General features: G+C 44.2%; 25 protein-coding genes. 13 read left to right on the forward strand and 12 right to left on the reverse strand.

The features are described from left to right. Nucleotides 1-74: 74 nt before the first annotated feature. The 6 genes from QF117_RS09550 to tadA all read left to right on the forward strand — a co-directional run bounded on the left by QF117_RS09550 (nucleotide 75) and on the right by tadA (nucleotide 5,399). Complete coding sequence (locus QF117_RS09550) at nucleotides 75-584, forward strand: GspH/FimT family pseudopilin (RefSeq protein ID WP_282388689.1); 510 nt, start codon at nucleotides 75-77, stop codon at nucleotides 582-584. Then, nucleotides 565-1,155, forward strand: a complete 591-nt coding sequence (locus QF117_RS09555; RefSeq protein WP_282388690.1) for a hypothetical protein — start codon at nucleotides 565-567, stop codon at nucleotides 1,153-1,155. The genes QF117_RS09550 and QF117_RS09555 overlap by 20 nt, the downstream gene beginning before the upstream one ends. Next, nucleotides 1,152-2,450: a hypothetical protein gene (locus QF117_RS09560; RefSeq protein WP_282388691.1), complete on the forward strand. Its 1,299-nt coding sequence runs from the start codon at nucleotides 1,152-1,154 to the stop codon at nucleotides 2,448-2,450. Before QF117_RS09555 ends, QF117_RS09560 begins: the two co-directional genes overlap by 4 nt. Further along, on the forward strand, nucleotides 2,440-2,853 hold the full coding sequence (locus QF117_RS09565) for a prepilin-type N-terminal cleavage/methylation domain-containing protein (RefSeq protein WP_282388692.1): 414 nt from the start codon (nucleotides 2,440-2,442) through the stop codon (nucleotides 2,851-2,853). Before QF117_RS09560 ends, QF117_RS09565 begins: the two co-directional genes overlap by 11 nt. Nucleotides 2,854-3,149: 296 nt before the next feature. Next, nucleotides 3,150-4,709, forward strand: a complete 1,560-nt coding sequence (locus QF117_RS09570) for an AbgT family transporter (protein WP_282388693.1) — start codon at nucleotides 3,150-3,152, stop codon at nucleotides 4,707-4,709. A gap of 162 nt (nucleotides 4,710-4,871) precedes the next feature. Continuing rightward, nucleotides 4,872-5,399, forward strand: a complete 528-nt coding sequence (gene tadA / locus QF117_RS09575) for a tRNA adenosine(34) deaminase TadA (protein WP_282388694.1) — start codon at nucleotides 4,872-4,874, stop codon at nucleotides 5,397-5,399. A gap of 82 nt (nucleotides 5,400-5,481) precedes the next feature. Here tadA and QF117_RS09580 read toward each other — a convergent pair whose 3' ends face one another. Beyond that, entirely contained in the window at nucleotides 5,482-5,616 is a 135-nt protein-coding gene (locus tag QF117_RS09580) for a hypothetical protein (protein WP_017034198.1), read from the reverse strand. Between the two features lie 321 nt (nucleotides 5,617-5,937). After that, nucleotides 5,938-7,533: a membrane-bound lytic murein transglycosylase MltF gene (mltF, locus tag QF117_RS09585; protein ID WP_282388695.1), complete on the reverse strand. Its 1,596-nt coding sequence runs from the start codon at nucleotides 7,531-7,533 to the stop codon at nucleotides 5,938-5,940. Nucleotides 7,534-7,838: 305 nt separating this feature from the next. Here mltF and purL point away from each other — a divergent pair, with 305 nt between their 5' ends. From purL to QF117_RS09600, 3 genes are all read left to right on the forward strand, one after another. Further along, on the forward strand, nucleotides 7,839-11,765 hold the full coding sequence (gene purL, locus QF117_RS09590; RefSeq protein ID WP_282388696.1) for a phosphoribosylformylglycinamidine synthase: 3,927 nt from the start codon (nucleotides 7,839-7,841) through the stop codon (nucleotides 11,763-11,765). A 205-nt stretch (nucleotides 11,766-11,970) separates the two neighbouring features. Next, on the forward strand, nucleotides 11,971-13,497 hold the full coding sequence (locus QF117_RS09595; RefSeq protein WP_282388697.1) for a diguanylate cyclase: 1,527 nt from the start codon (nucleotides 11,971-11,973) through the stop codon (nucleotides 13,495-13,497). A 202-nt stretch (nucleotides 13,498-13,699) separates the two neighbouring features. Continuing rightward, nucleotides 13,700-14,005, forward strand: coding sequence for a DUF3622 domain-containing protein (locus QF117_RS09600; protein WP_282388698.1), 306 nt, complete (start codon nucleotides 13,700-13,702; stop codon nucleotides 14,003-14,005). A gap of 76 nt (nucleotides 14,006-14,081) precedes the next feature. Here the strand turns inward: QF117_RS09600 and QF117_RS09605 are convergent, their stop codons facing one another. The 4 genes from QF117_RS09605 to tsaA all read right to left on the reverse strand — a co-directional run bounded on the left by QF117_RS09605 (nucleotide 14,082) and on the right by tsaA (nucleotide 17,236). Beyond that, a complete protein-coding gene (locus tag QF117_RS09605) occupies nucleotides 14,082-14,273 on the reverse strand; it encodes a DUF4250 domain-containing protein (RefSeq protein ID WP_282388699.1) in 192 nt (63 codons plus the stop codon). 2 nt (nucleotides 14,274-14,275) lie between these two features. Next, complete coding sequence (locus tag QF117_RS09610; protein WP_282388700.1) at nucleotides 14,276-14,479, reverse strand: YaeP family protein; 204 nt, start codon at nucleotides 14,477-14,479, stop codon at nucleotides 14,276-14,278. Between the two features lie 244 nt (nucleotides 14,480-14,723). Continuing rightward, the gene (locus QF117_RS09615) at nucleotides 14,724-16,439 is read right to left on the reverse strand and encodes a proline--tRNA ligase (protein WP_282388701.1); all 1,716 of its coding nucleotides are present in this window, start codon (nucleotides 16,437-16,439) and stop codon (nucleotides 14,724-14,726) included. 101 nt (nucleotides 16,440-16,540) lie between these two features. Next, a complete protein-coding gene (tsaA, locus tag QF117_RS09620; RefSeq protein WP_282389452.1) occupies nucleotides 16,541-17,236 on the reverse strand; it encodes a tRNA (N6-threonylcarbamoyladenosine(37)-N6)-methyltransferase TrmO in 696 nt (231 codons plus the stop codon). 364 nt (nucleotides 17,237-17,600) lie between these two features. On the opposite strand from tsaA, the gene QF117_RS09625 reads away from it, so the two are divergent. After that, the gene (locus QF117_RS09625; RefSeq protein WP_282388703.1) at nucleotides 17,601-19,187 is read left to right on the forward strand and encodes an AbgT family transporter; all 1,587 of its coding nucleotides are present in this window, start codon (nucleotides 17,601-17,603) and stop codon (nucleotides 19,185-19,187) included. Between the two features lie 86 nt (nucleotides 19,188-19,273). Here QF117_RS09625 and QF117_RS09630 read toward each other — a convergent pair whose 3' ends face one another. Together QF117_RS09630 and QF117_RS09635 are read right to left on the reverse strand one after the other, a co-directional pair. Then, complete coding sequence (locus QF117_RS09630; protein WP_026026760.1) at nucleotides 19,274-19,720, reverse strand: YaiI/YqxD family protein; 447 nt, start codon at nucleotides 19,718-19,720, stop codon at nucleotides 19,274-19,276. Beyond that, a complete protein-coding gene (locus QF117_RS09635; RefSeq protein ID WP_282389453.1) occupies nucleotides 19,720-20,013 on the reverse strand; it encodes a hypothetical protein in 294 nt (97 codons plus the stop codon). Before QF117_RS09635 ends, QF117_RS09630 begins: the two co-directional genes overlap by 1 nt. An 803-nt stretch (nucleotides 20,014-20,816) precedes the next feature. Here QF117_RS09635 and QF117_RS09640 point away from each other — a divergent pair. Further along, nucleotides 20,817-21,323 carry a GNAT family N-acetyltransferase gene (locus QF117_RS09640; protein WP_282388705.1) on the forward strand — a complete coding sequence of 169 codons (507 nt, stop codon included), beginning with the start codon at nucleotides 20,817-20,819 and terminating at the stop codon, nucleotides 21,321-21,323. On the opposite strand, the gene QF117_RS09645 is transcribed toward QF117_RS09640, so the two are convergent. After that, entirely contained in the window at nucleotides 21,283-21,582 is a 300-nt protein-coding gene (locus tag QF117_RS09645; RefSeq protein WP_282388706.1) for a DUF3301 domain-containing protein, read from the reverse strand. The two genes, QF117_RS09640 and QF117_RS09645, sit on opposite strands and share 41 nt — an antisense overlap. Nucleotides 21,583-21,605: 23 nt before the next feature. After that, complete coding sequence (locus QF117_RS09650) at nucleotides 21,606-22,646, reverse strand: DUF3549 family protein (RefSeq protein ID WP_282388708.1); 1,041 nt, start codon at nucleotides 22,644-22,646, stop codon at nucleotides 21,606-21,608. 87 nt (nucleotides 22,647-22,733) lie between these two features. Here QF117_RS09650 and QF117_RS09655 point away from each other — a divergent pair, with 87 nt between their 5' ends. Both QF117_RS09655 and truC read left to right on the forward strand, forming a co-directional pair. Next, nucleotides 22,734-23,054 carry a YqcC family protein gene (locus QF117_RS09655; RefSeq protein ID WP_282388709.1) on the forward strand — a complete coding sequence of 107 codons (321 nt, stop codon included), beginning with the start codon at nucleotides 22,734-22,736 and terminating at the stop codon, nucleotides 23,052-23,054. Next, nucleotides 23,048-23,764 (forward strand): tRNA pseudouridine(65) synthase TruC, encoded by a 717-nt coding sequence (gene truC / locus QF117_RS09660; protein WP_282388710.1) that lies wholly within the window; start codon nucleotides 23,048-23,050, stop codon nucleotides 23,762-23,764. The genes QF117_RS09655 and truC overlap by 7 nt, the downstream gene beginning before the upstream one ends. 89 nt (nucleotides 23,765-23,853) lie before the next feature. Here the strand turns inward: truC and dxs are convergent, their stop codons facing one another. Together dxs and ispA are read right to left on the reverse strand one after the other, a co-directional pair. Continuing rightward, entirely contained in the window at nucleotides 23,854-25,749 is a 1,896-nt protein-coding gene (dxs, locus tag QF117_RS09665) for a 1-deoxy-D-xylulose-5-phosphate synthase (protein ID WP_282388711.1), read from the reverse strand. 20 nt (nucleotides 25,750-25,769) lie between these two features. Next, complete coding sequence (gene ispA / locus QF117_RS09670) at nucleotides 25,770-26,654, reverse strand: (2E,6E)-farnesyl diphosphate synthase (RefSeq protein WP_282388712.1); 885 nt, start codon at nucleotides 26,652-26,654, stop codon at nucleotides 25,770-25,772. Nucleotides 26,655-26,661 lie beyond the last annotated feature (7 nt).

A 26,661-nucleotide genomic window follows, 5' to 3' on the forward strand; every position in this document is an offset into this window, starting at 1 on the left:
CTATTTTTGTTAGCTGCTAGCATCGATGCAAGTAAATTGATTTTTAAGCAAAAAGTTTTAGGGGGATTTGGGAAATGACTCGCGGCTTTACTTTGTTGGAACTGGTAATAACGATGAGTGTTTGTGGTGTTGTCCTCGCTTTTGCTGCCCCAAACTTTAGCAAAATGATCGAAAGTAGCAAGATGCAACGTCTCGCCACAGAGCTAAACGGATTTTTGATTCAAGCGAGATCAGAGGCTGTGATGCGAAATGAAGCACTCTATGCACATATATCTTTTCTTGAGGGGACGGAGAACGCGACCGGCACTTGGAGTATCGTATTAGCTGACTCCGATGATTTGAGTACCGCATATACGATTGCCCACTTTGATGGTAGCCCGTACAAAGGCATAAAGTTGACTCATACGTTCAGTTCTCAACAGGTCTCTTTTGAGGAAATTAGAGGTCGCCCTAAATCCGGCAGTTTTACTTTTCATCCCAAGTTAGACAGCACCAATAAAATGGCCATTAAAACGTCTAACCCACCAGGCAGAATAAGAGTTTGTGGCATTGAAGGGGACCGATATGGTTATAAAGCGTGCTAAAAATCAGCGGGGAAGCTTATTGCTTGAGTTGATGATTTCCTCGTCAATTACTCTGATCGCAATCATGGTTATAGGTTCGGTATTTATCAGCGGGCAGCGCATTGCAAAAGAGCGAAGTTTGGATCTATTGGTTCTGCAAAGTTTGATGACCACAACGTCAATGATACGAGCAGATATACAGCGTGCGGGTTTTGATGGGGGGCATGGACAATCAGTTAGATTGACAGGCGCTGAGGATACCATTGCGGTGAGTGGCAGCAGCATGGGGTTTGCTTATTATCACTCAAAATCAGGCCAGTATCAGCATGTGAAATACACGTTGGATAATGGTTCATTGAAAGCATGTGAAAGAAAGCAGGCTGCGCTAGCGTCTTTAGCCGAGTTAACAGGGTGTACTCATCTACTTGATCAAAATATTCTAAACGTAGTGTCATTTGCGGTAACCACTACTCCACTTGTTACCAGTAGCGCTGAAAACCTGTTTACTCATATTTACCTCGAAGCCGAACTGCACGATGGTCGATACAACCAGTCCATTTCTATGGGTATAAAGCAAAGGAATTGGCGATGAGAAAAAATCAACAAGGGGCGGCTGCGTTGGTCGTCACTGCACTGCTATTGGTTGGGGCGTTAGCGTTTGCACTCAGTTCTTATCGAGGTGTCTTTTATCAAATAAAGGTGGCTAACAACCAGATTGATGCTCGTATCGCTCACTGGCGAGCAGAAGGAGGGCTAGAGTGTGGATTTAGCGCTATCGTGCTAAACAACAACAGTGCCATTCCGGCGAATTTAAACACGGTCTGTTCAGCGATGGGGTTAGCGCACCTTAAAGCTACAGATGATGATCCTGAACGGTTGTCGGCGAAATTTGGTCATCGAGAAGTGAATAAGAGTATCACGTTCTCTGGTGATTCAGGCTCTGGGGCGATTAAGTCGACATCGGATCTCATCATCTATGGCTCCACATTGGTCTCGCCTCCTGATCCTGGTGTCAGGAATAGTGATAACGAATATGAATGTATAGCGGTAGTCGTGAGTCATAGCTTATTGGCAAGTGCAGGTATATTGAACCATGGTGTGGGCTCGGCCATTCCCAAATCAAGCGTTGGATTTGATAACAGTTCTGATTGTGTAGGAAATCATAAAACAAGTACTTCTTTAAAGGCTGGAATATGGCGCGATGCTTCAAGCAATTATGTCTCGTTCAACGCAGGCAATGATCTTCAGCGTGATGAAACACTCAATCCATTTAAGGCTGAGTTTGATTTTGAACGTGGAGATTGGGAAAAGGTAAGGGACCATTCTGACTATGGTTTTATGTCTTACACAATGCTTGGGTCTGACGTAGATTGCGTTCAACAGTTTAAAGACGATTTGGTTCGAGGGCAGGCAAATAAAGTATGGATAGACGGAAGCTGTGAACTCAATCAAGCTGCAATTAATGAGATCACGGACATTCAAAGTGCTCATTCGGGAACGTATTTATTCTTACTTGTCCACAATGGTGTGTTTGCGATTCGGGGATCTGGCTCAATAAAAGGTGTGATTTTCCACTTTAACGAGAACTTTCAACCCGAACCGACGTATTGGGAGCGATTTTCAACGGAAACTGTTGCTGATCTTAATGCAAATTTTACCGTTCCGATTCAAACGGTCTATGGCGAGTCGACACTATTAACCCCCAAGCATGCCACTTTCTTACAGTCTGGCTCATTCAAGTTCACTGGGGGGATGATGTTTGATACCCAAGGGCAGATGGCTCTGTTTTACGACTCAATGAGGCTCCAATACAACAGTGATATTACATCGAGCTTTGTTTTCTCTACCAAACCGAAATGGAAAAAAGGATCCTGGAATGATCACTAAACACCAAGGTTTTAGCTTGATAGAGGTCATGATTGCTTTTGTCCTCATTGGTATTTCGTCACTAGGTTTAGTGAAGTTACAAACGATGGTAGAGAGCCAGGCTGAAGAAGCAAAAAATCGCCTTGGTGCTTTGTACTTAATGGAAACAAAATTTGAGGGCTTTCGTCAGCGAGGCGTCTCTTCTGCGAGTCACTCTTATTCTTTTCACGATGTGCATAATGAGTGCAATGCGATGGTTGAAAAGAGTGCCACCTCAGAGATTCAGCTGACCTGTGAATCAGAATTACTGCTTACGGACACCGTGAGTTCAATCATCTTAAAAGCGTATTGGCTCGATAGATTTAATCAAAAAAAACAGCTTGAGCTAATAACCATGATTTCTAAATACAGTGAATTTGACTGATTCATCTAAACCCCAACAATCCCACCTATAGGCAAAACAAATAGTGGGTTGCGGTGGTAATGATTCGTTCAATGTATGTCATAAGGGTATCAATTTTGTTTTTTTTGGTATGTGAGTTTGTGTTTATTATGTTGCACGTTAATGGTGTTTTTGCAAAACATGCCTCTGTTTAATAAAAACATTATGGAATCTTGTGCTTTTGTGGTGCGGATTTTATAGAATATGTGGTGATATATAGACCAACAATATTATCTACAAAGGTCTAAAAGCAACCACATCAAACAGACGGAGTTACCATGAGTAACCAAGCAACACAACAAGCACCATTGCCGAAGCCGAAAGCTATGGATCGCTTTTTAAACGCTATCGAAACCGCGGGTAATAAAATACCTGATCCTGCTATTTTGTTTTTCTGGGCATTGGTTATTGTCTGGGTATCATCGGCATTATTGTCTAACGTATCTTTCGATCTTATTAACCCACGTACCGGCGATGCACTCGAAGTTAATAACTTATTGACGGGTGAGGCTCTTGCTAGCTTTCTAGCGAACATGGTTACGACGTTTACTGGCTTTGCTCCTCTAGGTATCGTATTGGTTGCGATGCTGGGTGTGGGTGTGGCAGATTCTTCAGGCTTTATTCAAACCGGTCTTAAGAAAATGCTTAACTTTACGCCAGCTAAGCTTCTAACACCGATGCTAATTTTGGTTGCTATCGTATCTCATACAGCAGCTGATGCCGGTTATGTACTGGTTATCCCACTAGGCGGTATCATCTTCCATGCAGCGGGTCGTCACCCTCTAGCGGGTATTGCAGCAGCATTTGCTGGTGTGTCAGGTGGTTTTTCTGCAAACTTTATTCCTTCAGGTATCGACCCTCTATTAGCAGGTTTTACACAAACTGCAGCTCAAGTTCTTGATCCTGAATACATTATCAATCCATTAGCTAACATTTTCTTTACAGGATTATCTTCATTCCTAATCGTTGGTATCGGTTGGTGGGTAACAGAGAAAATCATTGAACCACGTCTTGCAAATACGCCTGTTGATGAAGATGCAGAAGAAGCCCCTGATCTGGGCACGTTCACTGAGATTGAATCTAAAGCATTCCGTTGGGCTGGCTGGGCAATGGTTGCGGGTATTGCAGCGCTCGTTTTCGCACTTATGCCTGAAGATTCTGCACTACGTTCTCCTGAAGGCGAGCTAACGGCATTCTCTGCACCTCTTATGCAGTCTATCGTGCCGCTGATCTTTGTTCTGTTTGTTATCCCAGGTATCGTCTATGGCCGAGTGTCGGGTAAGTTCAACAGCAATAACGATGTGATTAAGTCAATGTCAGAGACTATGTCTACAATGGGCGCTTACATTGTGATGTCGTTCTTCTGTGCACAGTTTCTTTCTGCATTTGGTCAATCCAACATCGGTACAATGCTTGCGCTTTACGGCGCTGAAGGCCTAAAAGCGATGGATCTTGCTGGTGAGGCGACAATCGTTGGTATGATTCTGCTTACTGCGTTTGTTAACCTGCTCGTGGGCTCTGCATCGGCTAAGTGGGCGCTAATTGGTCCAATTCTGGTTCCAATGTTGATGGTTGTCGGGATTTCACCTGAGCTATCTCAAGCGGCTTACCGTGTGGGGGATTCTGTCTCTAATATCATTTCTCCACTGATGGTGTTCTTCCCACTTGTGGTTGTTTACTGCCAACGCTATGTTAAGTCGACAGGCATTGGTACGTTAGCGGCTCTGATGATGCCGTTCTCTATTGCTATGCTGATCGGTTGGACTCTCTTCCTACTAGGTTACTGGGCTCTAGGCATCCCTCTAGGTATCAATGCACCTTACACTTACGCAATGTAAGTGGTGCTAGAAGACCTAACTTAGATATGGGTCTTCAATAAAACCTTTATCTGAAGCCCGCGATAATTGTTGCGGGCTTTTTCTTATCTGTGAAATCAAGGTACACTTCCGATCTGATTGTATATTTACACCCAATTGACGATTTTTACTTCGGAGTGTTTTGTGTCTGTTTCTCTATTTTCTTCTCAAGATGAATATTTTATGCGTCGAGCTCTAGAGCTAGCAGCGGTGGCAGAAAGTGAAGGAGAGGTACCGATTGGCGCCGTTCTTGTAAGGGACGGGGAAATCATCTCAGAAGGCTGGAACCGCTCGATTGGTCAGCACGATGCTACCGCCCATGCAGAGGTTGAAGTCTTGCGAAAAGCGGGCAAAGTATTAGAGAATTATCGTCTGCTGGATACAACCTTGTATGTCACGTTGGAGCCATGTCCAATGTGTGCGGGTGCGCTTTTACATAGCAGGGTCAAACGAGTCGTGTATGGTGCATCGGATCTCAAAGCAGGGGCTGCGGGTACTGTATTGGATCTTTTTCAAAGCCAGGCAGCGTATCATTATGCAGAAGTGGAGCATGGGCTTCTTGAAGCAGAATGCAAAGCGGTGCTGCAAGCATTTTTTAAACGTCGACGTAAGGAAATAAAAGCAAAGAAACAGCAGATGAAACAGGAGTTAGAAGGCAAGCCAGATAAGTAGAAATGGGATTTAGCAAACACCCACATCTGAATACATTCACCGTGGTGTATTATATTGCTAATGATAGATGTTTGCTGACTGTTTAATCCAAAAGTAGCTGGGTGTACGTGCGGTTGCGCCAAATGATTTTCTTTTTGTTATTGGCGAGCATGCGTTTTCTGCGATTTGCTGACACTGTTTTATTCAAACGTTTGGATTGCATTTTACGCTTCATCATAAAATACTCCTTTCTAAAGGTTCTTATTTTCGTTTTTCAAACACGTCGGTTTGAACCGTTCCATTCTAATTACTCACCCGTTATAAGAGTGAATTGTTACGGCAATATGAACGTGCTTGAACAAAGTAAGACATGCGGCTCATCTAAACAAAATTCAAGTACCTAGAAATTAAAGTACCTAGAAATTAACGAGTGTATCCGTTTGCTGTGCACTAGGGCTCTCGGATCAAAGTGAGCGTAAAGTGTGCAACAGCTCGACTACTCTTGCACACTGCTCGTGGTTATGGACTAAAGATAGTGCCTTTAAGATCAACCCGTCGACTAATTAGTGGGTGATGCTTCACTTATTGAAGAGAGACTCTCACCAGACACCGCTACCCCTGCCGAAACTTCAGCTTCAGAAACCTTATCCTCAGCAACCTTATCTTCAGAAACCTTATCTTCAGAAACCTCAGGAGGTAACGGTTGGATAACAGTTAAATCATCCATGTTGGCCCCTATGTTTGAGGTATTCACTTGGTTGATATGGCCAATAATACTCTGATAATACCGTCGTATATTCTCTACGTAGTTTCTCGCCTCATCACCTCGAGCAAACCCATAGTAAGTTTGGCTGTAGTATTTCTGTTTCCTAAGCAGCGGTAAACGATCTTTTACATCCGCCCACGAATCTGGGTTTGCCCCTTGGCTTTTTGTTAAGCGTCTTGCGTCCATCACATGACCAAAGCCAACGTTGTATGAAGCTAGTGCAAACCAGATTTTTTCATGTTGAGGAATACTGTCAGGAATCCGACCCACCATTTTTCTTAGGTATTTTACGCCGCCATGGATGGATTGCTCAGGATCTAGCCGATTGGTGACACCTACACTTTTCGCTGTTGGTAGCGTAAGCATCATCATGCCTCGCACCCCTGTTGGGGATCGAGCTGTCGGGTTCCAATGGGATTCTTGATAAGCTAACGCTGCAATGAGGCGCCAGTCAAACTCTTCAGAGTATTTTTGAAAAAGAGGTGACCATTCGGGAAGTTTACTGTCCAAAGCGCGAATGAAAGCCCGTGTATCAACATAATCAAAGCTGCCGATATGCCCGATGTATTTTTCTTCCAGTTCATCCAATCGCCCCGACTGTTTTATCGAGCCAAAGAACTCGATCAGCAGCGCGTATAAGCTTTCATCTTGAGAGCGGTTAAGAAACCAAGAAATAGGCTGGTCTTCCGTCAGTTCAAAGGCAATGGCGACATCTGGGTAGATTCGCTGGGAAAGGGAAATTTCAATGGAGTCAGCAACAGTAAAGGGCAGGTCACCTTTAGATACCTGTTTCAGTACTTCATTAATATCTGCGTTAATATTAACGGAGTAATCTAAGCCCTCGTGCTGCGCTTTCAACGTCTCTAGTGTATTAATGAAGTGTGAATCATCGACAACGCTGATGATGGATTTACCGTCATTTTTTTCAATGAGTGATGCCTGGCGGTCAAGGAGCTGTTCTAAGTTTCTAGGTCTCCACTGTCCTTTTTTATACACTAACTGTTGGCTGACATAGTAATAAGCAGGCCCGGCTCTAAACTCTTCGAGGCGTCTTTCCGACTGACTTAATCCCGCCGCAATAATATCGATCTCACCATTTCTTAGCGCAGGGTAGAGGCTAGACATTCGATAAGCAGGTTTCATCTCTAGATTAACACCAAGCTCATTCGCAAATTCTCTGACCAGCTCGTAATCAAGCCCCGCAGGGCCATCCGGGCCAATATAGTAAGAAAGTTGATTGTTCAGTGTTCCAACACGCAACACGCCTCGGTCGAGAATTTGTTCCAATTCACTTTTGGGCTCAGATTCAATTTGGCAGCCTGCGAGAATCAACGAAGCAAAAATATACATCGCAGTCAGTTTTAATTTTGAGAGAGTATTATTTAACATTTTTAAATTCTCATACATCCAGTATGGCTTTTATATCAAAGCCTAACGGTATGGAAAAGCAGAGTTACAAAAGAATGAGCGAACTGAGGTTTAATTCGCTCATTGAGGTGTAACCTGACATTGACGAAAAAAATGACGCAAACGGTTGCTTTTGGTGTTACATCACAAAAGTAATTGCTTTATAATGCGCTCGCAACAGAGAGGTGAAATCGGCATAAGTTCAAAGTCTTTCTTTATGGGATGACGATAACCCACTGAATTTATTCCAATACTACCTTAATCAACTGCATAAGAGACCTAAGCACATGAGAATTTTGCGTGGCTCCCCAGCCTTTTCTGAGTTTCGTGTAAACAAGCTTTTAGAGCTTTGTCGTGAATTAAGCTTACCAGTAACTGGTATTTATGCTGAGTTTACCCACTTTGCTGATCTAAAGGCAGATCTTGACTCGTCTGAAGTCGAGAAACTAGAAAAGCTGCTGACTTATGGTCCTACGATTGAAGAGCATGAACCTGAAGGTTTATTGCTGCTTGCAACGCCACGCCCAGGCACTATTTCGCCTTGGTCTTCAAAATCTACTGACATCGCTCACAACTGTGGACTGGATAAAGTGTCTCGTCTAGAGCGCGGTACGGCTTTCTACATTGAAACTTCTTCTGAACTTTCTGAGCTTCAACTTGTTGAGCTGAAAGCCATTCTGCACGATCGTATGATGGAAGTGGTATTCACTGACTTCGAATCAGCAGCGGCACTATTCACGGTTGCTGAGCCTGCTCCTTATGCGGAAGTTGACCTATTAACTGGCGGACGTAAAGCGCTTGAAGAAGCAAACGTTACCCTAGGTCTTGCCCTTGCAGAAGATGAAATTGATTACCTTCTTGAAAGCTTCACTGAAAAGCTTGGTCGTAACCCGACTGACATCGAGCTAATGATGTTTGCACAAGCGAACTCAGAGCACTGTCGTCACAAGATCTTTAACGCTGATTGGACTATCGATGGCGTTAAGCAAGAAAAATCATTGTTCAAGATGATTAAGAACACCTTTGAAACGACACCAGAACACGTTCTGTCTGCTTATAAAGATAACGCAGCGGTAATGACCGGTTCTGAAGTCGGTCGTTTCTTCCCAGATCCAGAAACTCGCCAGTACAACTACCACCAAGAGAAAACACACATCTTGATGAAAGTTGAAACGCATAACCACCCAACGGCTATCTCTCCATGGCCGGGCGCATCAACAGGTTCAGGCGGTGAAATCCGTGATGAAGGCGCAACGGGTATTGGTGGTAAGCCGAAAGCTGGTCTGGTTGCGTTTTCTGTATCTAACCTTAAGATCCCGAACTTTGTTCAACCTTGGGAAACAGACTTTGGTAAGCCAAGCCGTATCGTTACTGCTCTGGATATCATGCTTGAAGGTCCTCTTGGCGGCGCGGCATTCAACAACGAATTTGGTCGTCCAAACCTACTAGGTTACTTCCGTACTTACGAAGAGAAAGTAAACTCTCACGCAGGTGAAGAAGTACGTGGTTACCACAAGCCAATCATGCTAGCTGGTGGTCTGGGTAACATCCGTGATGAGCACGTTCAGAAGAAAGAGATCCCAGTTGGTGCAAGCCTAATCGTTCTTGGTGGTCCTGCGATGAACATCGGCCTTGGTGGCGGTGCGGCATCTTCAATGGACTCGGGTTCTTCTTCTGAAGATTTAGATTTTGCTTCTGTACAACGTGAAAACCCAGAGATGGAACGTCGTTGTCAGGAAGTAATCGACCGTTGTTGGCAGCTTGGTGATGCGAACCCAATCGCATTCATCCACGATGTGGGCGCGGGCGGTATCTCAAATGCACTTCCTGAGTTAGTAGACGATGGTGAGCGTGGCGGTATCTTTAACCTACGTGACGTACCAAACGATGAGCCTGGCATGAGCCCACTTGAAATCTGGTGTAATGAATCTCAAGAGCGTTACGTAATGGCGGTTGCTGACAAAGACATGGCAACGTTCGACGCAATTTGTAAGCGTGAACGCGCACCATACGCAGTGGTTGGTAAAGCAACAGAAGAACGTGATCTTAAATTAGAAGATTCTCACTTCGACAATACGCCAATCGACATGCCAATGGACATCCTATTAGGTAAAACGCCTAAGATGCACCGTGATGCGAAAACGCTAAAAGTAAACAACCCAGCGATTGACCGTTTTGGTATTGAAATGAACGAAGCGGTCGACCGTGTTCTTCGTCTACCAACAGTCGCTGAGAAAACATTCCTTATCACCATCGGTGACCGCTCGGTAACAGGCCTTGTCGCTCGTGACCAAATGGTTGGCCCTTGGCAGGTTCCTGTTGCTAACTGTGCGGTAACGGCAGCAAGCTACGACTCTTACCACGGTGAGGCGATGTCTCTTGGTGAGCGCACGCCAGTGGCACTACTAGACTTTGGCGCATCGGCTCGTCTAGCGGTTGGTGAAGCAATCACTAACATCGCAGCGACGAACATCGGTGATATCAAACACATTAAATTGTCAGCTAACTGGATGTCTCCAGCAGGTCACCCTGGTGAAGATGCAGGTCTTTACGAAGCGGTTAAAGCGGTTGGTGAAGAACTATGTCCTGCACTGGGTCTAACTATCCCAGTGGGTAAAGACTCAATGTCGATGAAGACTAAGTGGGAAGAGAATGGCGAGCAGAAAGAAGTAACGTCTCCGCTATCTCTTGTTATCACTGCGTTCGCACGTGTTGAAGACGTTCGTAAGACAATCACTCCTCAGCTTCGCACTGACAAAGGCAATACAAGCCTAGTTCTTATCGACCTAGGTAACGGCAAAAACCGTATGGGTGCGACAGCACTTGCACAGGTATACAAGCAGCTTGGTGACAAGCCAGCAGACGTAGACAACGCAGCGCAACTAAAAGGTTTTTACGAAGGCGTTCAAGCGCTTGTAGCGAACGACCAAGTTGTTGCTTACCACGATAAAGGCGATGGTGGTCTATTCGTAACGCTAGCAGAAATGGCGTTCGCAGGTCACTGTGGTGTTAACGCTGATATTGCAGCGCTTTTATCTGCATCAGAGAATAGCGAAGATACACTAGCTGCATTATTCAACGAAGAGCTAGGTGCGGTAATTCAAGTTCGCAATGATGATTTAGACGCAGTTCTTGCAACACTTGCAGCAAATGGCCTAGAAGCATGTTCACATGTGATTGGCAGCGTTGTTGGTGAAGGGGAAGCATCAGACGAAGTAGTGATTAAGTCAGGCGCAGACGTTGTAATCCAACGTAACCGTACTGAACTACGTACTATCTGGGCTGAGACGACGCATAAGATGCAAGGTCTACGTGATAACCCAGCATGTGCTGACCAAGAGCACGAAGCGAAGAAAGACAACTCAGATCCAGGTCTGAATGTTAGCCTAAGCTTTGACGTAAACGAAGATATCGCTGCACCGTTCATCAACACAGGTGCTAAACCTAAGATGGCAATTCTACGTGAGCAGGGTGTTAACTCTCACGTTGAAATGGCAGCAGCATTCGACCGTGCAGGCTTCGAAGCAACTGATATTCACATGAGCGACATCCTAACGGGTCAAGCGGTACTAGAAGAGTACAACGGCCTTGTGGCGTGTGGTGGCTTCTCTTACGGTGACGTATTAGGCGCTGGTGAAGGTTGGGCTAAGTCAGTTCTGTTTAACGACTCTACTCGTGACCAGTTTGAAAACTTCTTCAAGCGTGAAGATACTTTCTCTCTAGGTGTGTGTAACGGTTGTCAGATGCTGTCTAACCTGCGTGACCTAATCCCAGGTGCGGAATACTGGCCACGTTTCGTTCGTAACGAATCAGAGCGTTTTGAAGCACGTTTCAGCCTAGTAGAAGTTCAGAAGTCAGATTCTGTCTTCTTCAACGGCATGGAAGGTTCTCGTATGCCAATCGCTGTTTCTCACGGTGAAGGCCGCGTAGAAGTACGTGATAACGACCACCTAAACGCGATTGAAAACTCAGGTACGGTTGCTCTACGTTACGTTGATAACAACGGTAACCAAACGCAGCAATACCCGAACAACCCGAACGGTTCGCCAAACGCTATCACAGGTTTAACAACGACTGACGGCCGCGTGACTATCATGATGCCTCACCCAGAGCGTGTATTCCGCACAGTTGCTAACTCTTGGTCTCCAGAAGGCTGGGGTGAGAATGGCGCTTGGATGCGTATGTTCCAAAATGCACGTAAGAATGTAGGCTAACGATTAGGGTAAATTGATTTAGCTTAAAATTAGAAATCGCCACTCATTCAGTGGCGATTTTTTATTCTTCACCAGAAAATTTTGTACAACAATGTGGCCTCATGAAACCATACTATTTGAAAGGGAATAATGCTTATTGAGGTTGGCTAATATCACCTATCTTAACTAATGTAATAGTAATATCTAATATAGGTGTCTAGATTTAATGTCTTTTTCAAATTGGAGCATGAGAGCTCTTTCTGGGTTGATGTCGTTTTTAATCGTTGTGATGTTTCTTTCGGCTTATTTTGCATTTAAGTATCTGTGGTCGCACGACGCGGCATTGGCACAAGTTGAAAGTATTCAAAAAAGAGAGTTGCAACAGGTTTACACGATGTTGGACTTGGCCAAAAGTGACTTACAGGGAAAGCTTGAAGATTATGCCGCATGGGATTCAATGGCAGAGTTTGCCGATGATGGTAATGTAGAATTTACAAAAGATGATCTTAATATACACACCTTGGTTTCAATGAGTTTAGAAGCTGTGTTTGTTTTTAGTCAGGGAAGAGATCTTGTTTATTCTAAACGTTATGATCATAGAAAAAGCAAGGAAATTGAAGTTGGCAGTGAGCTTGAAAACCACCTAGATTTACTGCTTGACTTAGGTGAATCCATGCCGACTGAGGAAATTAGTTCAGTTACACGGCTGTTAGCGTTTGAAGATCAGGCATATATATTTTCTCTTTCCAGAATATGCAATAGTGATGCTTATGAATGTGATAAGGGTTTTGTCATATTTATCAGCCCACTAGAGCCTGATTATCTTGAATTGATTGAAAAAACAACCGGGCTTAAAGTGTCAATTCGAACGTTAAAAATTCTCCCTACAATGTATGGACAAGACCGTGATGTGGCAGAAAGCTATTTAAATTATTTAGATCCAATATCTAACCTTAATATTAATATCAAAGTAACACACAGTATTGTCCGACCTGAATTTTTTGATGAGAACGAACTGACAGTGGTTATTGGTTTTTCCGTCACTCTTTTTCTCATGAACCTGCTTTTAGTGAGTAAGTTAACCGCGCCAATTGTGAACGCGAGAAATGCATTTATTGAGTTTTCTCAACACGGAAAAGCGCTACCCGAAGAGCAACAGTTTGTTTCCAAAGAGATGAAGCAATTCTCCAGTACAATCAATAGTTTGATAAATGAGATCAATGAGAACCGTAAAGAGCTAAGGTGGCAATCTGAGCATGATTATCTGACTGGTCTTGCGAATAAAAGGTTACTCGATAAGTTAACATCAGAGTGGATAAACGATCCTAAGATTTCTCATTTGACTTTTTTCATGATTGATATTGATTTTTTTAAATCTTACAACGATCACTATGGTCACTTGGCGGGGGATCAAGCACTTGAACGGGTAGCTAAGCAGTTGTCCCAATCTATATTCAGTGAAAATCAAGTCGCTGCTCGATTTGGCGGAGAGGAGTTTTGTCTAGTTATTGCGTCAGCGACTTATTTCGATAGCCTTGCAATAGCTAAACAGCTGCATAAAAACATTAGCAGACTAGGTATTTTACACGAACACTCTACAGTATCTGAGTTGTTGACCATCAGCATAGGAGGGGTTCAGTGTATAAATAGTTCGAATGAGAGCTACCAAAGCTTGATCCATAAGGCGGATATCGAACTTTACAAAGTGAAGAATAATGGTCGCAACAGCACTAGCATTATTGATGGCAACTGAATTATCGCGATATTAGAAAACCAATTGATGGTGGTTTTATTGAACGATATTTTTGCTCTTAAGACTGAATAAAACAGCAGCAAATCTTTTGTATTTGTGCTCTAATACCGCGCTTACCAAGGGATGGTTTTAAACGCGCTCAATATAGATAGAATTCTTAGCGTTGGGCAATCCCTGATTTAATCCCTTAGGAATACAAAAAATGGCTACAAATAAAAAATTTGCTATCCGCTTAACTGAAAAGCGCACAGGCTGGTCTGCGGAAATCACACGTCAAGTCACCTCTCGTAAAGTGGTTGTTTCAAAACGTGAAATGGGTTTTGAAACCGAAGAGCAAGCACAAGCTTGGGCTGAGAAAGAGCTAGCAGGTTTTGTTAAAAACCAAGCAGAGCGCAATGAGCGTAAGGGCCAACAACGCCAAGAGCGTGAAGAACGCGAAGCAGCTGCGGCTCGTGAAGCAGAACAAAGAAGAGAAGCTCGTCTTGCTGCTGAAGATGATGCAGAGTAATCTCTGAATTCAATATAAAAAAACCGCCAATGGGCGGTTTTTTTATATTCTTATTTATAATATCGAAGCTTCTGGCTTAACGAAATTGACCAGCATCTGATAGGAAGTCAAAACCTGCTGTTGCTAATTTTGCTTCTAATGCTGTTCTATCAATCTCAAAGTAGACGGCGAGCTTATCGAGGTCACCGCCAAAATCATCGCGAAGCTTCATATTGATGATACTCATGAGCATGATTGGATCCATCGCTTCAAAATTCGATAGATTCATGATTAATCCTCAAAATCAGAAATCAATAAATTTGCCGCTGCAAATGCCGCTCGTTCACGGGTCTCTTTAGGAAGAGATTCATCAGCCGCAATGTCATTAAATGATTTCACAGCGCAAGTAATGGCTTTAGGAATGTAGCTTTGATCGCCACTGCCAATTTGTGAGTACAGTTCACGTACCAGATCACAACAGTCGTATACTTTCATGGTTTAACCCTAACTAAATGATAACTGCTCTCAATATACACATAGCCATTGGGAAACTCAAAACGAGAATTTGTTATAGCTCAAGGTATGGCTTTGTATGGTTGAGAAGTAAACGATCAATACGATCAGATTGATGAAAAATGGCGGGATTTAAGATGAGAGAGTGCAATGGTCAGAAGCTAGAATGGTCAAAAAAAAGGGCTAACGATCATCGTTAACCCTTTTTTATTTACTTAACGGATTGTTATTTAAGCTGAGCTTTTACATGCTCAATAATGTCAGTCATCGGAATAGCCGACTTTTCACCAGCACGACGGTTCTTGTACTCAAAATTGCCTTCTTTCATTGAGCGATCGCCGATAACGATAGTGTGTGGAATACCAATTAATTCGATATCTGAGAACATGACGCCTGGGCGCTCTTTACGGTCATCGAATAGTACTTCAATGCCCATCGCAGTCAGTTCAGTGTAGAGTTTTTCAGCCGCATCTCTTACTTCTTCAGACTTGTGCATGTTCATTGGAACGATAGCCACTTGGAATGGTGCAAGTGCGTCAGGCCAAATAATGCCGTATTTATCGTGGTTTTGCTCGATTGCAGAAGCAACCACACGAGAAACACCGATACCGTAACAGCCCATCTCTAAAATGGTATTTTTACCATCAGGCCCAAGCACGCCACAATTCATCGCTTCTGAGTATGCTTTACCCAGTTGGAAAATGTGTCCGACTTCGATACCACGTTTTAGCATCAGTGTACCTTGACCACATGGGCTGGCATCACCTTCTACCACGTTACGTAAATCTTCAACCTGAGCAAGCTCAACATCACGACCCCAGTTGATACCGAAATAGTGCTTACCGTCTACGTTTGCGCCTGCGCCGAAGTCATTCATTACTGCAACTGTGCGATCAACGATGAATGGTAACTCTAGGCCAACAGGGCCCAGTGAACCAGGACCAGCACCGATAAGTGCACGAATCTCTGCTTCATCAGCCATTTGCAGTGGAGAAGCAACCTGTGGAAGATTTTCAGCTTTCACTTCGTTAAGCTCGTGATCACCACGGATGATGAGAGCGATAATATCAGCGTCTACTTCATCAGAAGCTTTAACGAATAGAGTCTTAACTGTTTTCTCAATGGCTAAACCGTGTTGCTCAACCAATTCCGCGATAGTTTTCGCGTTTGGCGTATCAACCAGTTCCATCTCTTGAGTTGGCGCTGCAGCTTCTTCTGTCGGAGCCAAAGCTTCTGCTTTCTCGAGGTTTGCTGCGTAATCTGATTCTGTAGAGAATGCGATTAGGTCTTCGCCACTCTCTGCAAGCACGTGGAATTCTTGTGAGCCACTACCGCCGATAGCGCCAGAGTCAGCCAATACTGGACGGTATTCAAGGCCCATGCGATCAAAGGCTTTGCAGTAAGCATCGTGCATCGCTTGGTAAGATTTCTCTAGGCCTTCTTTGTCGATGTCGAAGCTGTACGCATCCATCATTGAGAATTCACGTGCACGCATGACGCCAAAACGAGGGCGACGCTCATCACGGAATTTAGTCTGGATTTGATACAGGTTTAGCGGAAGCTGCTTATAAGAGTTCACTTCATTGCGTACTAGGCTAGTAATGACTTCTTCAGCTGTTGGGCTAAGAACAAACGGACGAGAATGACGGTCAGTAAAACGAAGTAGCTCAGGGCCCATTTTCTCTGAACGGCCTGTCTCTTCCCAAAGCTCAAACGGCTGAACAACGGGCATCAAGGTTTCAACAGCACCTGCATTGTCGATCTCTTGACGAACGATGTTTTCGACTTTACGCAGTACACGTAGACCGGTAGGTAGCCAAGTGTATAAACCTGAAGCTAACTTACGGATCATACCTGCACGTAGCATCAGCTGGTGGCTGATAACTTCTGCGTCGTTTGGAGTCTCTTTCAAAGTAGAAAGAAGATAGTTACTGGTACGCATTCTATGGTATCCGTTTGATCATTGATAAAAGAAAATTTGCGGTGGTCAATGACGACAGCAAATCTGATATAGCCGTATATAATATCAGCCTATTTGTGATCTCAAAAGCGCTCAATGTCAGTAACCGTAATGAAAAGCGCTTCTATGACAAATTTCACGTTGAGATCGAACAAATTTACCGCATATTCTTTGCTGTCTGGTTGTCCTTTTTTGTACGCTGGGCGGGGATCTTGCCCAAGAACTTCTTTGATTACCTGAATGATATGGCGAGCTTGTGGGTGCTCAGCCAGTTGACGTTGTGCGCGTTCTGAGAAGTTGACATCTCGAACTTCAGGTTCTTCAGTGGCAAACCCCCCTAATGCGTCTGGAATCGAATCGGAGTAGGGAATATAAGGTTTTATGTCGAGAATGGGGGTTCCGTCGACGAGATCAACACTGCCTAGATCTAACCAAGTTTGCCCCTTTTCTTGAGAGACGCCTTTTAACTCCACGGCTGACATACCAATCCCATTTGGCCTAAATGTTGCTCGTGATGCAAACACACCAATGCGCTCATTCCCCCCTAATCTTGGTGGACGAACCGTGGGCTTCCAACCAGCCGCGAGATTCTTGTCGAACAGAAAAAGCAGCCACAAATGGCTGAATTCGTTTATCCCTCTTACCGATTCCATGCAGTTAGCCTCATCAATAAGTTTAATCCGGGCTGTAGCACTAGGGGCCAGCCGAGGCTGCCGTGGGACAGCAAACTTTTCTTTATATGGCGTTTGAATAACACCTATCGGTTTTACGGAGTACACGTTTGGCCTCACACTGTCGTAATTATTAAGCAATTGTTGAGAATTGAACCAGAGCACTGACATGCTAATCAATCTTACTATCGCCACATATTAGCAAAATATTCCTATGAACAAGTGCTTATCGCTGTTTGGGTTGACTGCTCGACCTAGCTATCTATATTGTCTGGTTGTTAATTTTCAGTTAAATGGTCTTTGTTTTTGTGCGTAATTGGTTTCTTAAGCTGCCATTTAATATTTTTTGTTACATATTTGGCTTCATTTATTTCAAAATGTGAAGTAATCTTCCGCCTCTTGCGTGCTGGCAGCGCAAGAACAGGGAAAAACAAATCACTAAGATTAAAAGTAAACTCAATGGAGGGAACAGATGAGTTCATCTGCTTCGATAAAAAACAATTCGCCGAAAAAACCTATTTTTACCCGCTTTTTAGACGGCGTTGAATATTTGGGGAACTTATTACCCCACCCAATCACCCTTTTTGCAATCTTCTGTGTCGCAATTCTAATTACTTCAGGCATTGCTGGATACTTTGAAGTGTCTGTTATGGACCCTCGCCCAGAAGGGGCTAAAGGTCGTGCTGCTGACGGCATGATTCATGTAGTCAGTCTATTTAATGCCGAAGGTCTGCAACTGATTGTGACCAATCTGGTTAAAAACTTTGTCGGTTTTGCACCATTAGGAACGGTACTGGTTGCCATGCTTGGTGTTGCTATTGCTGAGCACTCAGGGTTACTTTCTGCGGCAATGCGTGGCATGGTTATGGGCGCTTCTCAGCGTATGGTAACCGTGACGGTCGTGTTTGCTGGTATTATTTCAAATACAGCATCTGAGCTTGGCTATGTGGTCCTTATTCCACTTGCTGCGATGCTTTTCCATTCTTTAGGGCGTCACCCGCTTGCTGGTTTGGCGGCGGCGTTCGCCGGTGTATCCGGTGGTTATTCTGCAAACCTTCTAATCGGTACGGTTGATCCACTGCTTTCTGGTATTACAGAAACCGCAGCACAGATGATTGATCCATCGTATACCGTTGGTCCTGAAGCAAACTGGTACTTCATGTTTGTTTCTACTTTCTTTATTGCGATTACTGGTGCATTTGTTACCGAGAAGATTGTTGAGCCTAAACTGGGTAAATACAATGACGAGGAAGCGTCTGAAGATTTATCAAACGACTCAATGGGTAAGTTAACGGATATCGAGAAGAAAGGCCTTAAATTTGCTGGTATTGCTGTTCTGGCCGTGAGTGCGCTTCTTGCTTGGACGATTGTTCCTGCTGATGGCGTTCTTCGTTCAGCATCAGGTACGGTTTCTGGTTCTCCTTTCCTAAAGAGTATCGTTGCGTTCATCTTCGTATTCTTTGCTATTCCAGGCTTTGTGTACGGTAAAGTAACCGGCTCTATGAAGAACGACCGCGATGTCATCAATGCGATGGCAACGTCGATGTCTTCAATGGGCATGTACATTGTTCTTGTCTTTTTTGCCGCGCAGTTTGTTGCTTTCTTTAAGTGGACTAACTTTGGCCAAGTGATTGCTGTGGGTGGCGCGAGCTTCTTGCAAGAAATTGGTTTGACAGGGCCAATGTTGTTCTTCGCATTCATCTTAATGTGTGGCTTCATCAACCTGATGATCGGTTCAGCTTCTGCACAGTGGGCAGTCACAGCACCAATCTTCGTTCCAATGCTAATGCTAGTAGGCTACGCACCAGAAACAATTCAAGCGGCTTACCGTATCGGTGATTCAACAACGAACATTATTACACCAATGATGAGCTACTTCGGTCTTATCCTTGCAGTAGCCACGCGTTACATGAAGAATCTAGGTATTGGTACGCTGATTGCGACCATGTTGCCTTATTCAATCTGCTTTATGTTCGGTTGGAGCGTCTTGTTCTATCTGTGGGTATTCGTATTTGGTCTACCTGTAGGCCCAGGTGCTGCTACCTTCTACACGCCGTAGTCGTGTAAATAAAAAAGTATTGTGAATAAAAACCTGTGACGATGTCGCAGGTTTTTTTATGTCGAAATTCTCACTAACGGTGTGCTTTATCGACGTTTTGCTAGAATGCGGTCGAGGTGGTTAGCAAATTCACGTCTATCGGTTTGAGACAGTGTCGCCGGCCCACCGGTTTGAATACCGCTTGAGCGCATAGTGTCCATAAAGTCTCGCATATTTAGCCGAGCTTTAATGGTCTCTGTTGTGTATAGCTCCCCCCGAGTATTTAGGGCTAATGCGCCTTTAGTAATCACTTCATCCGCTAAGGGAATATCTGAGGTGATGACTAAGTCGCCAGCGTTGGTTCGGCGCACGATTTCATTGTCTGCGATATCAAAGCCAGCTGGCACTTGAAGCGAATGAATATTAGCCCGTTTTGGCACCGGCACTACGTGGTTGGCAACAAAAGTGCACTCCACCCCCGTTCGCTCGGCAGCGCGCACAATCGTTTCTCTGATCACTTTCGGACAGGCGTCGGCATCGACCCAAATTTTCATCATTCTGACTTCTCGTTTAATTTTTCTTCTAATACAGTGACTCGCTGAATCAGTTGGTTAATTTGTTGTTCTAGGTGGGCGATTTTATCTTGCTCAAGGGTGTTGGCCACGGCGACTTCAACTTTAGGGACTCGATTCGAGTTTTTCCAACTTTTAATCGCGGTAATCAAGGCAGGAATAGGAACGGAGCTGCTTAAACGTGCTTTAACGAGTGCAACGGTCGGTTCTTTTCCTTCTTTCGCAAGACTGGATAATATGCTCGTGAGTTCGTCAGTGACATTTTGAGTTAACATCATTGGCTCCTAATTATTTTCTTTGCCACATCATACTGTTAATTGTCATTTTTGGCGAATCTCAAAATCGTCCTCTCTGTGTGAGAGATCTCTTACAAGTGATGTGAGAGAAGTGCATTTTATGGAGAGATAAATAGAAATTGATTTTATTAATATATTGATTTTAATGGTTTTTTGTTTTGTTCATGTTTGAGTGTCAATAATTTTAACATTGCAGTGTCTTGTCTATATATGAAATGAGCGTAGATTAGAACGGGTCGAAAGGAGTTCGATATGGAACAGGAAAACACCAAGGAATCGGTGGTCTTCAGGATGAAGAGTTGGCAGCTAGGATAGCCGTCAGCAGGAAGCGAAGGACATTGTACGGATACAACAGTGGCTAGGATGGTTACTGCAAGGGAACGACAATGGACACCTCTAGGAAGAGGTAGGACAGCATCAGGATGATGTCATGGACACCGCTCAAGGAACAAGTGATGAGTGCTAACGAGGATTGTTGGCTATCAGGACGACTAGGACACCGCTAGGACGGCGAAGTACGGAAATGCTGATGGATTCAGCCACTATTATGGATGATGCATGGAGCACAACAAGTAGCCGGACTGCTGCGAGTAAGACTATAACCCCGATACGCAAGTGTCGGGGTTTTTCTTTTGTACTCTGCTTCTTGTTTTGATAGAAAACATAATAAGCACCTCAAAAGTAACCTAGATCAATACTTTGCTAGGATGCTTAGTTTAACTTTCGCCTCTGTAATAAAGGCTTTGTAATTATCTATTAGATAGTCCCATCAAGGATTAGATATGACTATAGTAACTCGACGATTGATGCTACTTCCCTATAGCGAATCTCTGCAATCAGAATTTCTGATGTTGAATTGCTGTGTGAAGAATCGGGCTGAAATGAATGGCCCTCACACGGTCGCATCAGCAAGAGCGTTGTTCGATCGGGTACTGAACGATAGCTCAATGTATTGCATGGCTGTTTTAGATAACTACAACCGCGAATACATTGGCCACATCTTTATTTCTCAATTGGAATCTGAACCTGAACTTGGTTTTATCATTGATAAAGCGTATTGGGGGAAAGGGCTTGCAAGCGAAGCATTAAAGGCGTTTATTCCAAAAGCCTACAGAGAACTGTCTTTACAAAAAGTAGTGGCGACTGCCAATACCCATCATATAGCTTCAATTAAATTATTGGAAAAACTTGGCTTTCAAAAAGTAGGTGAAAACCAAGATTTTCATGGGCCTTACTACGAATATGAGCTTACAGCCGATGTGGTGGCAAATGAAAATTCAATGGCCTAAATCCACTCATCATTAACTCCCCTTGGTAACAATCATCGCCCAACGATGAAAATTCAAAATGATACACCGTGTGCCATTGCCATTTACCTTGAGGTGTTCGCAACTTATGTTGTCCGAGTGAAACAGACACCAATTGTAAATCGAGCTGTTTACATTTTCGCTCTATCGCTGATTTTGCTAATTCCCCTTGTTTTCTTTGTTGCCAAAATATAAAGCAAACGAGAAACAAAGCGATAATGGCCAGTAAATTATTAATCATGCAGTCTCTTTATCGTTAAAGTGTTAAGACGAAAGCGTTGATTGCTGTAGCGTTAATAACGCATTGGCCAACTCATCCGATGGATTGGAATGAAGAAGGGGCAAGATCACCATACGCAGCTCTGGTAGCATCACTAAGTCTGAAAACAGTTGATTGAACAGTGCTTGGTTTCCTGTCTGTGCTAATCGAAGTAAGAACTGTTCAGCGATACCAGGCTCAGCTAATAGATGCCATGTACGCCCCGCAATACCGATCAGAACCTCTTGATGGCTTAAACGCGGGCTTGCTAATATTTGATGAATAACGGGAAGAGAAATCGTACTGTCAGCCCCAGAAAGCGCACGGCACAAGGCCGATATTAAGAACAGATCGGGTTCTGGCGCGTCGATTTGAGTGACGGTCATTTCGGCAATGTTTTGTGCAAGCTTTTCGGGTAATTGGGTATGTTCTAGTGCGCCAAGTAATGCGTATAAAGGCTCGCTAGGTAAATGGCGCAACGCTTTACGTACCATTACGGAATTTTGAGATTGGCCTAAACGAGCACAAAGATCCGTGATTCCTTGTAGCCCAACTGTTTGCCAGTTTTCCCATCCTAAATGACCGGTAAAGTAGTGCTGCGCATGTTCGTAGTATTGGCTGCTTGGTAAGGCCAAATCAGAGCGGACTTGGCTATGGAATACCGCCATTTTGTCATCGCTTGGCTTGAATGTGTAAGGGTTGTTTGAGAGCTTTTCTTGTTGTTCTTCACTCATATCTTGGCTGATTCGAGATCCCATCGCTTCGAGAACGAATTTCAAAAAGTTACCTACGTCGGCCTGCTTTAATAATCCACGTTCATCCAATTCAAATTTTAGAAACCAAATCCACGGTTGCTGTTTTTCATTCCAGTAGGCAATCGCTAAATGCGCCTTACGTTGTAGTGGAAATGGATAAGGCTGCTGCCCTTTTTCGACACGAGCGAAAGCGGCATTTTCGATGGTGGTAATTCGACGACCGAGGTCAAAAATCTTATATTGGCAGCCACTGTTTGTGAGTAGCTCAGTAAGGGTATGCATAACTTCCATGAGGATAATGACCTTGAGTTTCTTTGTTTATTACATGGTATCCTAGCGCGTAATTTCAAGGTCTAAGCCCAATTTTCAGAGTGATTAATGACGCAATCTGCACAACTTCTTACTTTGCTTGATGAGTTACAGCTGGAGTTAAAGAGAAAACAGCTATGGCAATCGAATAAGCCGACTCAACAAGCACTGCAAAGCCAAGAACCATTTTCTCTAGATACACTAGAGCCCGAGCAATGGCTGCAATGGATTTTTATTCCTAAAATACAAACTTTGCTGGCCGAGAAACTAACTCTGCCCAGCGGTTTTTCTATTTCCCCTTATTTTGAGCAAGTATGGAAAGAGAAACCGGATTATCAGTCCATTGTATCAATCACCAAGAAAATCGATGAGGTGTGTCAGCCATGCTAGAGATTATTTACCAAGATGAATATTTGGTCGCTGTGAATAAACCAGCGGGTATGTTGGTGCACCGAAGTTGGTTAGACAAACACGAAACACAATTTGTCATGCAAACGTTACGCGATCAAATTGGCCAGCATGTGTTTCCATTACATCGATTAGATAGGCCCACATCGGGTGTGTTGGTCTTTGCATTGTCTAGTGACGTCGCCTCTCAAGTCATGCCGATGTTCGCCAATCATGAAATGGAAAAAACCTATCACGCTATTGTTCGCGGTTGGATAGAAGAGGGCGGTGTACTCGATTACCCACTAAAGGTTGAGCTAGACAAGATAGCAGACAAATTTGCTAACCAAGAGAAAGAACCTCAAGAAGCAGTGACTGCTTATCAGCCGTTAGCACAGGTTGAAGTGCCATTCTCAACTGGACGTTTTCCAACCAGTCGGTATTGCTTAATGGAAATGAAACCTCAAACTGGACGGAAACACCAGTTACGTCGTCATATGGCGCACTTGAGGCATCCGATTGTCGGAGATACGACTCATGGTGATGGAAAGCACAACCGACTGTTTCGCGAAAACTACGATGCTTACCAATTGATGCTGCATGCGTCTGAACTCAAGTTTACTCACCCCCTCACCAATGAGGAGTTAGTACTTAAAGCTGGATTTGATGAAACTTGGCAAAGGCTAATGACGGAGTTTGGTTGGCATAAATAGAAGGAATAAAAAACGGAGCGAGAAGCTCCGTTTTTTTATTTTATTACTATCTAGCAATGCTTGCTATGCAAGCTCTTGATTCCGTGGTGTTATTTAGCAAGGTACTGGCTGATTGAACCTACAATACCTTGTGCATCTAAACCGAGCTCAGCATACAGTTCTTGCTGCGTTCCCTGGGCGATAAACTTGTCTGGGATGCCTAGGTTTAACACGGGTTTGATGATTTTTTCGCTCATCATATACTCGATGACACCTGCACCAGCGCCACCGGCAATAGCATTTTCCTCTAAGGTGACGATAACATCGTGCTTGTCGGCCAGTTCTTTGATCAGCTCTTGGTCTAGAGGTTTCACAAATCGCATGTCGGCAACCGTCGCATTCAGCTCTTCTGCCGCTTGTAGAGCGTCGGGTAGGAAGGTACCAAAGTTCAAAATCGCGACTTTTTCACCTTGACACTTTTCACCTTGAGACTTTCCACCTTGACGTATTAGGCGACCTTTACCGATTTCTAGTTCAGTAAACTCCGATTGAATTTCGCTCCCCATGCCATTACCACGAGGGTAACGTACTGCGCTTGGCCCATTATGTTGATGTCCAGTGTACAGCATCTGACGACATTCATTTTCATCACTTGGTGTCATGATCGTTAGGTTCGGGATGCAGCGCATAAAGCTTAAATCAAACGCACCTTGGTGGGTTTGACCGTCCGCGCCAACAAGCCCAGCGCGATCGATAGCAAACATAACAGGTAGATCCATAATCGCAACATCATGAATCAACTGATCGTATCCACGTTGTAAAAATGTAGAGTAGATGGCCACAATAGGCTTATCACCTGCAATGGCCATGCCTGCTGCTAATGTCACCGCGTGCTGTTCAGCAATGGCAACATCAAAAAAGCGTTCAGGGTATTCTTTTGCAAAACGCACCATACCCGAACCTTCTTTCATTGCCGGGGTAATGGCCATTAATTTAGGATCTTGCGCCGCAAGGTCACACAGGAAGTCGCCAAAAATCTTAGAGAAAGTCGGTTTTGTACTACTGCTTTTCGGTAGGCTTAATTGGCTTGGGTCAAACTTAGGAACACCGTGGTAACCAATTGGGTCTTTCTCTGCTGGCTCATAGCCTTTGCCTTTCTTGGTCATAATATGCAAGAACTGTGGCCCTTTTAGTCCACGCATATTTTTTAAGGTCTTGATCAGCTCATTGACGTCATGGCCATCAATAGGGCCAATATAGTTGAACCCAAGCTCTTCGAATAATGTGCCGGGAACCACCATTCCTTTGAGATGCTCTTCCGTTCTGCGAACCAGTTCTTTGATTGGCGGAACGCCAGAAAGGACTTTTTTGCCCCCTTCTCTGATAGAGGTATACAGGGTACCCGAAAGCACTTGAGCGAGGTGGTTATTCAGAGCACCAACATTTTCAGAGATAGACATTTCGTTATCGTTGAGGATAACCAACATATCGGAATGAACATCGCCAGCGTGATTCATCGCCTCAAAGGCCATGCCCGCAGTGATGGCACCATCGCCAATGACACTGACAACTTTACGATTCTTTTGCTCTTTTTCGGCACAGATAGCGATACCAAGCGCAGCACTGATAGAAGTTGAAGAGTGACCCACCGATAACGTGTCAAATTCGCTTTCTTCGCGCCAAGGGAACGGGTGAAGCCCATCTTTTTGGCGAATCGTTGACATCTGCTCACGGCGACCAGTGAGAATTTTATGCGGGTATGCTTGGTGTCCAACATCCCAAATGACTTTGTCAAAAGGAGTATTATAGACGTAGTGCAACGCGACGGTTAACTCGACAGTACCCAGGCCTGATGCTAAGTGACCACTGGATTGGCTCACAGAGTTCAGTAAATAAGTTCGAAGTTCATCACACAGCTTAGGGAGCGTCTCTTTAGGAAGACTTCGAAGTTCATCCGGTGTATTGGCCAGTGATAACGTTGGATATTTTGAAATATCAAGAGTCATAGTAATGCGCTTATTAGTGTTTAGTTCTTGCGTTCGATGACGTATCGGGCGAACTCTTCAAGTAATTCTGTATTGTAAGGAATCTCTTCGAGTGCCTGAAGGGCTTCATTCAATAGAGTATGAGCTTTATCTATCGCACCGTCCAAACCGAGTAGGGATGGGTAGGTACTTTTATTCAATTCTTGATCAGAGCCTTGAGGCTTGCCAAGGGTTTCAGTATCGCCAATAACATCTAAAATGTCATCTTGGACTTGGAAGGCAAGACCGATGGCATCCGCAAATTTATCAAGCTGAGGGAGTATGGCAATGCCTTTCTCCCCTGCAGATAGAGCACCGAGTCGAACGGCGCATTTGATCAGTGCGCCTGTCTTGTTACGATGAATTTCTTCGAGTTCTTCAAGAGTCACTTGGCAGCTTTCGGCTTCAAGATCGAGAGATTGGCCGATACACATGCCATGAGCCCCTGACGCTTGTGCCAGTACTTGAATCATCTTAATGCGTTGCGCTTCAGCGACGGAGGAGAGTTCACCTTCTGCCAACACCGTAAAAGCGAGGGTTTGCAGAGCATCACCCGTTAGTATGGCTGTTGCTTCATCAAACTTAATATGACAAGTCAGCTGACCGCGACGCAGTTCATCGTCGTCCATTGCGGGCAGATCGTCATGAATTAGTGAGTAAGCATGAATACATTCAATAGCAGCAGCGGGTGTGTCTAACTCCGCTTGTCCACAGTTGAGCATTTGGCCAGTGGCATAGACTAAGAAAGGACGAGCGCGCTTTCCACCAAGTAGCAAACCGTAACGCATGGCATTAATGAGCGTACTGTCTTGGTGTGGCAGACGATCCAACCATGCGTTGAGCGTGTGATTGTTTTGTTGTTGATAAGCGGTTAACGCCTCAATCATAATGGGT

It is taken from the genome of Vibrio sp. YMD68 (assembly GCF_029958905.1).
Classification (GTDB): domain Bacteria; phylum Pseudomonadota; class Gammaproteobacteria; order Enterobacterales; family Vibrionaceae; genus Vibrio.

What these genes read in the sequence shown, in the direction of transcription:
- QF117_RS09550 (WP_282388689.1), top strand. Translation starts at nt 75, where the DNA reads ATGACTCGCGGCTTTACTTTGTTGGAACTGGTAATAACGATGAGTGTT.
- QF117_RS09555 (WP_282388690.1), top strand. Translation starts at nt 565, where the DNA reads ATGGTTATAAAGCGTGCTAAAAATCAGCGGGGAAGCTTATTGCTTGAG.
- QF117_RS09560 (WP_282388691.1), top strand. Translation starts at nt 1,152, where the DNA reads ATGAGAAAAAATCAACAAGGGGCGGCTGCGTTGGTCGTCACTGCACTG.
- QF117_RS09565 (WP_282388692.1), top strand. Translation starts at nt 2,440, where the DNA reads ATGATCACTAAACACCAAGGTTTTAGCTTGATAGAGGTCATGATTGCT.
- QF117_RS09570 (WP_282388693.1), top strand. Translation starts at nt 3,150, where the DNA reads ATGAGTAACCAAGCAACACAACAAGCACCATTGCCGAAGCCGAAAGCT.
- QF117_RS09580 (WP_017034198.1), bottom strand. Translation starts at nt 5,616, where the DNA reads ATGATGAAGCGTAAAATGCAATCCAAACGTTTGAATAAAACAGTGTCA.
- mltF (WP_282388695.1), bottom strand. Translation starts at nt 7,533, where the DNA reads ATGTTAAATAATACTCTCTCAAAATTAAAACTGACTGCGATGTATATT.
- purL (WP_282388696.1), top strand. Translation starts at nt 7,839, where the DNA reads ATGAGAATTTTGCGTGGCTCCCCAGCCTTTTCTGAGTTTCGTGTAAAC.
- QF117_RS09595 (WP_282388697.1), top strand. Translation starts at nt 11,971, where the DNA reads ATGTCTTTTTCAAATTGGAGCATGAGAGCTCTTTCTGGGTTGATGTCG.
- QF117_RS09600 (WP_282388698.1), top strand. Translation starts at nt 13,700, where the DNA reads ATGGCTACAAATAAAAAATTTGCTATCCGCTTAACTGAAAAGCGCACA.
- QF117_RS09605 (WP_282388699.1), bottom strand. Translation starts at nt 14,273, where the DNA reads ATGAATCTATCGAATTTTGAAGCGATGGATCCAATCATGCTCATGAGT.
- QF117_RS09610 (WP_282388700.1), bottom strand. Translation starts at nt 14,479, where the DNA reads ATGAAAGTATACGACTGTTGTGATCTGGTACGTGAACTGTACTCACAA.
- QF117_RS09615 (WP_282388701.1), bottom strand. Translation starts at nt 16,439, where the DNA reads ATGCGTACCAGTAACTATCTTCTTTCTACTTTGAAAGAGACTCCAAAC.
- QF117_RS09625 (WP_282388703.1), top strand. Translation starts at nt 17,601, where the DNA reads ATGAGTTCATCTGCTTCGATAAAAAACAATTCGCCGAAAAAACCTATT.
- QF117_RS09630 (WP_026026760.1), bottom strand. Translation starts at nt 19,720, where the DNA reads ATGAAAATTTGGGTCGATGCCGACGCCTGTCCGAAAGTGATCAGAGAA.
- QF117_RS09635 (WP_282389453.1), bottom strand. Translation starts at nt 20,013, where the DNA reads ATGTTAACTCAAAATGTCACTGACGAACTCACGAGCATATTATCCAGT.
- QF117_RS09640 (WP_282388705.1), top strand. Translation starts at nt 20,817, where the DNA reads ATGACTATAGTAACTCGACGATTGATGCTACTTCCCTATAGCGAATCT.
- QF117_RS09645 (WP_282388706.1), bottom strand. Translation starts at nt 21,582, where the DNA reads ATGATTAATAATTTACTGGCCATTATCGCTTTGTTTCTCGTTTGCTTT.
- QF117_RS09650 (WP_282388708.1), bottom strand. Translation starts at nt 22,646, where the DNA reads ATGGAAGTTATGCATACCCTTACTGAGCTACTCACAAACAGTGGCTGC.
- QF117_RS09655 (WP_282388709.1), top strand. Translation starts at nt 22,734, where the DNA reads ATGACGCAATCTGCACAACTTCTTACTTTGCTTGATGAGTTACAGCTG.
- truC (WP_282388710.1), top strand. Translation starts at nt 23,048, where the DNA reads ATGCTAGAGATTATTTACCAAGATGAATATTTGGTCGCTGTGAATAAA.
- dxs (WP_282388711.1), bottom strand. Translation starts at nt 25,749, where the DNA reads ATGACTCTTGATATTTCAAAATATCCAACGTTATCACTGGCCAATACA.
- ispA (WP_282388712.1), bottom strand. Translation starts at nt 26,654, where the DNA reads ATGATTGAGGCGTTAACCGCTTATCAACAACAAAACAATCACACGCTC.